This window comes from Cerasibacillus sp., assembly GCF_036516575.1.
GTDB lineage: Bacteria > Bacillota > Bacilli > Bacillales > Amphibacillaceae > Cerasibacillus.
Window position 1 is genome coordinate 1 of sequence record NZ_DATBTY010000070.1, and the last position, 8,051, is coordinate 8,051.

Consider the following 8,051-nt stretch of genomic DNA (forward strand, 5'->3'; position numbering starts at 1 on the left):
GCATAATCCACTTTTAAATCCATTAACTTCTCTAATGGCATTCGCCGTAAAGCACGTTTACTCATCTCATCATCTCCTCTGTTGCATTTGGGATGACTTCGACTTTCTCACTCTTTTTCAGACAAAAACCACCTACATCTCTTTTCAAACAGCTATATATATCCATATTATACCACGAATTTTAATTGTGAGAATATGAATGAAGTCCATTCCCAAACGAATGAATATCCAAATTAGCCGATTCTATCATTTGGAATCACCACTTCAACCGAGGAACAAAAAGGAACGCTTGTTCTTATTATAAAAAATTTAAAACAAATGAGCAAGAGTAAAACACCACTTTTAAATAATAATTCCCAAAATTAAAAATTCGATTTAATAATCCTCAAATTTCACCTTTATCTAAATGAGTTGTAAAAAGTTAAATCAATTATAAAATGAAAAAAGTAGAGTTGATCTATTACGAATCAGCTCTACTTTAGACACCAATTTACTAGTATGATTATATTATTCAATTTACTCACCATCAGTTTTCAATTAATGAACAAATCATTTTTTCAGTTGCGAAATACATACAATGAACTTATTCAGCGCTGTAATTGATTGAATACTGACCTCAATAAATACAGATTAAATACAAATGTATCTAAATCTTGAAAAATTAGAGCAAGCAGTCATAAGTGGACAGATTACGGAACCTTTCACTATGGAAGATTTTAAAAACTGGATTCATAGCAATGGAATTATCAATGATGATACAGGAGCAGCCTATTCGGACAGTTACATTGAGGGGTTCTTATCATCATCAACTTTGGGCAGTACATCAACTAAATCCGATAAAGCACTAAGAAAGTTAGGGACTGATCCGGAAAGTTATAAATTTTAGAACGTTAATACAGGGTGCCTGGCACTCACACTATTCCGACAATTCGTTAGAAGTTGGATTGGCAAGGAAGAACTAGTCTTCGGGTTAGTTCTTTCTTTTTTAATTTGGTAGAATTATGGGAGAGAGGGGTGAATTGGATGAATCCGCAAGAGCTCAAAGACGCTAAAAAGTTAATTTCTGCGATGCCGTTAAATCAAGTCATGGAGTTGAAAGACATTTATGGTGCAAGTTGGAGTAGTATTTCCTCCCCTACTACTTTTGGCAAGAAATTTAAAGCTGAGTACGATAATGGAAGTTTCCCCAATTTAAATTCACATGGCGTGAAGATAAATGGGAACAATCATCAACGATATGAAAGAATAAGTTAACAAAAAAAGACCGATCCGTGATTAGGCTTAGTCCTAAAATAGTGAAAGCTACCACTAGATCAATGCGTCAATCAGAAAAGAGGTGTGATTGTGCCAGATGAAAAGGTGTTTTTATTGAAGTGCAAGGAGTGTCATGCAGCATTTTTTACAGAAGGAGAGAAGGATTTTTATAAAAAGAAAGGTCTTCATACTCCTAAAAGATGTAAATCATGCCGTGAAAAAAGGAAGTTTCAACATGAGCAGAGACGTAAAGAACAGGAACTAGCTCATGTTTTAGCAAATTTACAATTTGAACAAGTAGAAGAAGTAGAAATGCAATCAGCTGATCCCAATACGACTCTTTACATTATTGGAAACGGATTTGATCTCATGCATGGTGTTCCATCAAGTTACTATCATTTCAGAGATTCCATGGGACGCCGTAACGAACTTAGGGAAGCATTGGAAATGTATATCCGAAAGGAAGATTTATGGGCTGATTTTGAGGAAAGTCTTGCTTATATTGACGATGAATCGATGCTCGTTACGCTCAATGATTGGATGGATATTTTTGACGTAAAAGAACAAGATGATGATGATTTTTCTGCAGCAAATTTTTTCATGGCATCTGAAGCAGCTATGGCCCCTACATATACTATTATGGAAGAGTTGCCAAAGCAATTTAGAAAATGGATAGTTACTTTAAAACCAACTATTTCTAACACACCGCTCAAGCAGATTATAAATACTGCAGCAAGGTTTATAAATTTTAATTACACGGAATTTCTTGAGACCATTTATGGTGTGTCTAAACAGAATATTTTCTATATTCACGGGGAAAGACGAGATAAAAACAAAGAGTTGATTTTGGGACATTCTGACATGGCTAATCATGAACTGGATTTTAATGCAAGCGATTTTAAAAGTGATCAGTTAAGAATGAAAAACCAAACTACCTATGATTTGCATGCAACCGCTGGGTATCAATTAAGTAATTACTATTCTTCAACTGCTAAGAAATCCAATGATGTGATTAAAGCGAATAAAGAAACATTCCTGGCTTGTGCAGATATAGATACAGTAGTTGTTATAGGTCATTCTCTTTCGGTTGTTGACTATCCTTACTTTAAAGAAATCATTAAAATAAATAGGAATTCATCAAATATGAAATGGTTCATCAGTTGGTACAGTGCTGGTGACATCAAACGCATTGATGCTTTTGCAAAGAACCTTGATATACAACCCAAGCAGATTAAATTGTTTAAAACGTAATATCGACGTATTTTACAAACAATAAACCGGGAAACAAAGAGGTGCTAATGTAAACACTTACTAGCTTTTTGTCGCTTATATCAAGGTACATGGAACAATCATCTCAGCCTTTGAGTTTCTGGGTGTGATGGTGAAGAGGAACTGACCTTATGGTTGGTTCCTTTTTAGTTGTCTATTGGGAAAACAGAAAAGGACTACGCTATGGCTGGCTTAGTCCCTTTCAATAATTTATTCTGTAATACCATGTAATAGACCGTAACGCCCTATATTCGGATCCTTGGTAAAGTGAATAAGATTAGCGTGTGTGTAATCTAATTTAGGAATCTCATTCTCAATAATAATTGTCTGGCCGTTTTGTTGGTTGTTTAACATATAGCGAAATAATGATTTTTTCATACTATCAGAAGCTTTTTCACTGGTTTTCTCCTTTAATGACAGAATGGGAGAATCAATGACTAACAGCCCCGGTTTATAGACCCCGTATGTTGCAAGGTATTCCATCAGGGTGAGTGCCAAAACGCTATTTAAGAATGCCCGATAACCTTTTCCAAATTTCGCTTTGGCTTTGCCATTTACGACCACGTCGAAAGTATCCTTGCTGAAATAGGAGGAGCTATAATTTTCAAAACTACAATTGTCTAGAATCTTATCAAGAATTTCATTAAAGTGACCAATCATTTGATCATTAAAGTGATCCCTCGGTTTGTATTTAACCTCGTTCTCATCTTCGCCTTCATAATTTTTCAAATCTGTTATCATGTCATTTTCAAATCGCCCAATAACGGATGTTTCTTGATGAACTTCTATTGAATTCCTGTAATCAGATAAAGTTTGTCGAAGTGTGTGGATTTTAGGTTTCAACTTAGAATCAATCACCTTCTCTACATTTGTGCGTTCTATTTTAAGTGAATTACTAGTTTCATTGAGTTCATTTATTTCCATAATAATATTTTCTTCTGCATCCCTCAAATCATTCAGATGCGCTTGGATTCTCCGTAGTTCAGAACCAGCTGCTTCCGCACAAGACTCAACCTCCTCTTTTCCAAGTGTGCCATCGCAAAAAGGACAACGGGTTGTTTCCGCATGACTCTCTCTATGGATTTCTCCATCCACAATAAAAGTTAGGCGGCGGATATCAGAAATATACTGGCTTCGGAGTGCTTGGTAGCGGTTATGAAGCATGGTGGACTCAGCAAGTTTGCTATTTATCTCGTATATTTCATGTGATAGCTTTTCACTTCTTTCGACTGCAGCAGAAAGATTTCCTTCGGTACTGTAAATTTCATCCATAATAGAATTAATTTTTCCTTGTGTTTCTTCAATTTTTGGTACGGTTTGCTCTCTTAAATCATTTTTCCTGTTAGCTAAGTTTGACAGGCTACTGTTTATGTATTCGATGATTGCATTTCTTTTTGCATCCTTAATGCTTTTGGCTTCACGTGCATCATAATGTTCAAGTGAATCATTAGTCATAAAATAAAGCAAGGACGATAAGATTGCTGTTTTTGAATAGCCTGCTCTTTTATAGAAAATGCTTCCGGTCTGAATAATATCGTCTTCATCAATAAGAAAGGTATGTAAAATTGTCCTTAAAGTTAAAGCCCATCTATGGAAGTTCTCATTCGCTAATATCTTTGGTGGATCATCAATCCCCATCAATCGAAGCCACATATCACCAATATTAGCCTTCCCTTTATTCCTAGTGTATTTTCCAGATTTTATATCACTATTATGACTATCAACATATATATTGTTGTCTTCAAAATATCGCTCTAGATGAATTTCATCACCGTTATAAATAACAAGCATTGTGACGCAATCATATCCGGTTTCCGAACCAATTCTAAAGGTCTTCGCATCACTACCAAACATGTAGTCAATGCACTCCGCGATATAGCTTTTTCCAGTGTTAGATGGACCGTAGATGATATTTAGTCCCTTTTCAAACAAAACACTGGCAGTTTCAACCTGTCTACCCGTCAGTGAAATCCTTTTGATATAGAAGTTTGCCAATTAGTTTCCTCCTCCTTTTAAAGAACGGAAAAAGACAGTGTTGATTCTGTTCACTACGTCCTTTTCAGATTGATGAGCTGTGTATTCACGCACTTTAAAAACCATTTCCCTTAGGGTATTTGCGTATTTACTTTCAAATGAATCGGAGTATCGCAATCCATTGTTAGTGATAAAATACATAAATCCATTTTTGCTAGAGTTGACCGAAATAAAGCCGTTTGCAACTAGTTCTTTCAATGCTATTTGTACAAGCTCTCGCCGACTTGCCAATTCACTAAATTTAAAAGGATTATCGCCATGAAGGTTTGTATCAGCAAGTCCAAAGGCATTACTGTAAATTGACATAAAATCTATGGCTGTGATCATATCTGCTGATAGATATGAGTCTTCATACTCACTTAATATTATGATTACCCGCAAAGAGATTTCAAACGGGCTGTTAAAAATGCTATTCATTATCCACCGCCCATTTGATGTCACCGTCATTCACTAATAAGTGACAAATCCCTTTCTTTTCACTGTTGCTAACATAGCCAGGTAATTTAGTAAGTAGTGATTTATTTAGTTGAATGGTAGTTACATGCTTCATTACACCGTTTAGACGTGTAAAACCACTCGAGTATTCATCTTCACAAACATCGATGATTCCATTATATGTCTCATCTTTTAAAACTTTAAATTCGTCTGTTTTATTGAATGTAAGTGTGTCTCTTGAAAATTGTCTTACAGATTCTGCCGCAAAATAATCTTTTCTTTGTCTGTCAAAATTCCTTTTGTATTTCGGATAGGATACAAGCGCATCTTTATTAGTGATTCTTACCCCCTCATGTTCGGAATAAGCTGCAAGGAGTTCTGATATGTAAATCATTTCATGTTCTTCTAAATCTTCTGGGGGAATCAGTTGAATAGGTTTTGGTAATCGTTGTAACAGATCGCCTAATTTGCGGATATCTTCTTCGATTGTGACCTTGGTTTCTATCTGTGTGTTTGTTTCTATATTTGTTGCTTTATTATTTTTTTGAACTGCATACAAAAATGTATCACACAGAAAAAGTGCCATTTCATTTTTATCATAATGGGATAAAAAAGCTTTTCGTGTCTCCGCTGCCAATTCAGTATCTGAATCTATTAAATCAAGCAATGCCGAATACGTATCAGCCTCTTTTTGTGGACTGAGCTTAAGGATGACTTCGCTTTCAAAATAAGTCACAGCCAACGCCTTGATTTCTGGTGATGCTGCGGCTTTTTTTATTGGTTCAGGTATATCTTCATGCTGATTCCACCATCTGTTCGTGTAGTAGTTGCTTATGTTATATGGTTGTCCTTCCGTATTTAACACACTTTCATGTCCAACAATGAACCCTAACAATAATTTTGTTATGCCTATATTCGTTGGTTTAGCCATTCCCTTTTTTATCGATTTTGCAAAAGAGGAAAAATTCAAAACATCCATTGTATAACCCTCCCACCCTCTATAATTCATTTTTCCAAACTTTAGCCAAACACCCCCCAAACTTTGTCCAAATTACAAAATTAGCAAATGAGAATATCATTTTACGTGTAGGGGTTACAACAAATAGTGATTTCCGTACACATATATAACTTTTATTCTATCAAAGTTCCAAAAGTTGGACAATGAAAGTCACTAGAAGGACTCTATAAAAACCAAATCAGCCAAAAGGCTCCTGTTTTAAAAAAACGGTGAGTTTTTCGGCTGATTGTTATGCCCTTTTCTCCCCGAGAGAGGGGCATTTTTATGTCAAACGAACAAAAGTACATTACAGTCAGCGGTCAAAAAGTACCTGTCACGGCGGAATTTTACAAGGAATATTACAAAATGAAGCGCAGGGAGAGATACCTGGAAAGTGATGTAAAGGTTGGACGGATTGATGTGGATCTGGAAAAGGAAGAAGTGACCTTTGTGCCAAGTAAAGAAGATTCCATTCAGCGCTTAATGGATGTCGGTCAAGATTTTAATGCAGAGGATTCGGTTGAAGAGATTATCGAACATAAAGCGATGCTCCTAATTCTTCAAGAAGCGATGGATGTGTTGAATGAACAAGAAAAACAATTGATTGATTATCTTTTCTACCAAGAGCTCACAACACGTGAAGCTGGAAAGAAAATCAACGCTTCCCATGTCACTGTTTTAAAGAGAAGAAATGCGATTTTAAAGAAATTAAAAAATTTTTTTGAATTTTAGGTTACCAAAGTATTGTTCTCATTGGCTAATAAGTGAAGGGCTATTTAGTGGAAGGAGGTGACTTAGATAATGAATCAAACAAGAAATGACGAAAACATAAAAATAGTAACAGAGAAAAAGTTATAAGCGGAAATGTTATGTGTGCTTACTGCAATGAACATCGTTTCCAAACGGCTGGAAAATCAATTGTTCATGCCTCATAAAGACAAGGAAGATGATGTAGAAACTAGAAAGGAGCGCGATAGCGATGAGCAAAATTAAACTCGCTTTAGATGTGTTCAGCGATCTTAAATCGCTGGCTGAAAGTATTGAAGTCTTGGTACAGGCAAAGGAGGTAATAACCATGGAAATAATTCTTGAGTTTTTAAAAGAAGCTCTGAAGGGGATTACACAGGCGGTAAGCTCCTATCTCTTCCGGAAAACTTTTTTAGACAAAAAGAAAACCACCCTGCGCCGTAGGGAGCCTAAGGATGGTTCTCGAAAGACTGAATAAGTTAAGTTATTTGACAACCACCGCCCTAACAGCTATGGCTGCGGAGAGGAGAGTTCACGCTCTTCTCTCTTTTATTGTCTATATTTATTTCAAATGAAAAGTATACTTATTTCAAGATGTACTTAGCAACCAGAAAATGGTTCTTACGCGAACTTGGTAACGTGACAAAGATCATGTCAGTTTAATAAAAAGAAAAAGGTGTTGGCGATGAAACATCTAACATGAGTGGCTCCGAATGCTTTCATATTCAAATCACCTTACCCCTCCAGACTTATTTTCACCAAATACGCGTAAGAACTACTTTTAGATTAACAGATATAATCGTGTTATCAAGAGCCCCAGCTGCCCCTTCTTTTTTCATGTTCTCCCTATCAAAAATGGAGGGCAATTCCTTCCACTAACAATTTGAAAATTTCAAATTAGCGACTTCTCGAAAGTCTACTTCAGAAGGAATCTCTTCCTGTAACATTAATTCTTTAAGCAACTCTAATTTTAGGCTAGTTCCTGCACTGATAAACTTCTCATCCTCAGCATCTAGTATAGAATAAGGGACATTTCGAACAGTTAACGTACGATCAAAAATTTTCCAAATGATGTCTTGCTTCTGTTTTTCAGTTTCATTTCTCATATCAGATACTTCCCTATATAGCATCCCCATATTCATCTTCCCCCTTTAATTCACGTATAATACTTTAACCTTTATAAGAACTTTCAAACGAGTATTGTTTAAAATCCATTTCTTTTCAGTCGTTTCTTCATTTCCTCTAACATTTTAGCGATTGCTGGATCCATTTCAGCAATAGATCCTTCCATATCTTCCGCTTCTACTTTCGGTAT

At 35.8% G+C, this 8,051-nt stretch carries 8 protein-coding genes; 4 read left to right on the top strand and 4 right to left on the bottom strand.

Annotation, left to right across the window (positions count from 1 at the left end; translation table 11 throughout):
• Positions 1-1,023 precede the first annotated feature (1,023 nt).
• Positions 1,024-1,254: a DUF1413 domain-containing protein gene (locus tag VIG73_RS11935; RefSeq protein WP_331642273.1), complete on the top strand. Its 231-nt coding sequence runs from the start codon at positions 1,024-1,026 to the stop codon at positions 1,252-1,254.
• 90 nt (positions 1,255-1,344) lie between these two features.
• Entirely contained in the window at positions 1,345-2,505 is a 1,161-nt protein-coding gene (locus VIG73_RS11940) for an AbiH family protein (protein WP_331642274.1), read from the top strand.
• A gap of 228 nt (positions 2,506-2,733) precedes the next feature.
• On the opposite strand, the gene VIG73_RS11945 is transcribed toward VIG73_RS11940, so the two are convergent.
• The 3 genes from VIG73_RS11945 to VIG73_RS11955 are packed head-to-tail and all read right to left on the bottom strand — an operon-like array spanning position 2,734 to position 5,971.
• Positions 2,734-4,518, bottom strand: a complete 1,785-nt coding sequence (locus VIG73_RS11945) for an AAA family ATPase (protein ID WP_331642275.1) — start codon at positions 4,516-4,518, stop codon at positions 2,734-2,736.
• Positions 4,519-4,974 (bottom strand): ABC-three component system middle component 2, encoded by a 456-nt coding sequence (locus VIG73_RS11950; RefSeq protein ID WP_331642277.1) that lies wholly within the window; start codon positions 4,972-4,974, stop codon positions 4,519-4,521.
• Positions 4,967-5,971 carry an ABC-three component system protein gene (locus VIG73_RS11955; protein WP_331642279.1) on the bottom strand — a complete coding sequence of 335 codons (1,005 nt, stop codon included), beginning with the start codon at positions 5,969-5,971 and terminating at the stop codon, positions 4,967-4,969. Before VIG73_RS11955 ends, VIG73_RS11950 begins: the two co-directional genes overlap by 8 nt.
• Before the next feature lie 303 nt (positions 5,972-6,274).
• Here VIG73_RS11955 and VIG73_RS11960 point away from each other — a divergent pair, with 303 nt between their 5' ends.
• Positions 6,275-6,721 carry a sigma factor-like helix-turn-helix DNA-binding protein gene (locus VIG73_RS11960; protein ID WP_331642281.1) on the top strand — a complete coding sequence of 149 codons (447 nt, stop codon included), beginning with the start codon at positions 6,275-6,277 and terminating at the stop codon, positions 6,719-6,721.
• Positions 6,722-6,968: 247 nt separating this feature from the next.
• Entirely contained in the window at positions 6,969-7,214 is a 246-nt protein-coding gene (locus tag VIG73_RS11965; protein WP_331642283.1) for a hypothetical protein, read from the top strand.
• 397 nt (positions 7,215-7,611) lie between these two features.
• Here VIG73_RS11965 and VIG73_RS11970 read toward each other — a convergent pair whose 3' ends face one another.
• Positions 7,612-7,872, bottom strand: coding sequence for a hypothetical protein (locus VIG73_RS11970; RefSeq protein WP_331642285.1), 261 nt, complete (start codon positions 7,870-7,872; stop codon positions 7,612-7,614).
• Positions 7,873-8,051: the final 179 nt, after the last annotated feature.

Bases quoted from the DNA above. Each gene is read 5' to 3' on its own strand.
- VIG73_RS11960 (WP_331642281.1), top strand. From the start codon at position 6,275: ATGTCAAACGAACAAAAGTACATTACAGTCAGCGGTCAAAAAGTACCT.
- VIG73_RS11935 (WP_331642273.1), top strand. From the start codon at position 1,024: ATGAATCCGCAAGAGCTCAAAGACGCTAAAAAGTTAATTTCTGCGATG.
- VIG73_RS11950 (WP_331642277.1), bottom strand. From the start codon at position 4,974: ATGAATAGCATTTTTAACAGCCCGTTTGAAATCTCTTTGCGGGTAATC.
- VIG73_RS11955 (WP_331642279.1), bottom strand. From the start codon at position 5,971: ATGGATGTTTTGAATTTTTCCTCTTTTGCAAAATCGATAAAAAAGGGA.
- VIG73_RS11965 (WP_331642283.1), top strand. From the start codon at position 6,969: ATGAGCAAAATTAAACTCGCTTTAGATGTGTTCAGCGATCTTAAATCG.
- VIG73_RS11970 (WP_331642285.1), bottom strand. From the start codon at position 7,872: ATGGGGATGCTATATAGGGAAGTATCTGATATGAGAAATGAAACTGAA.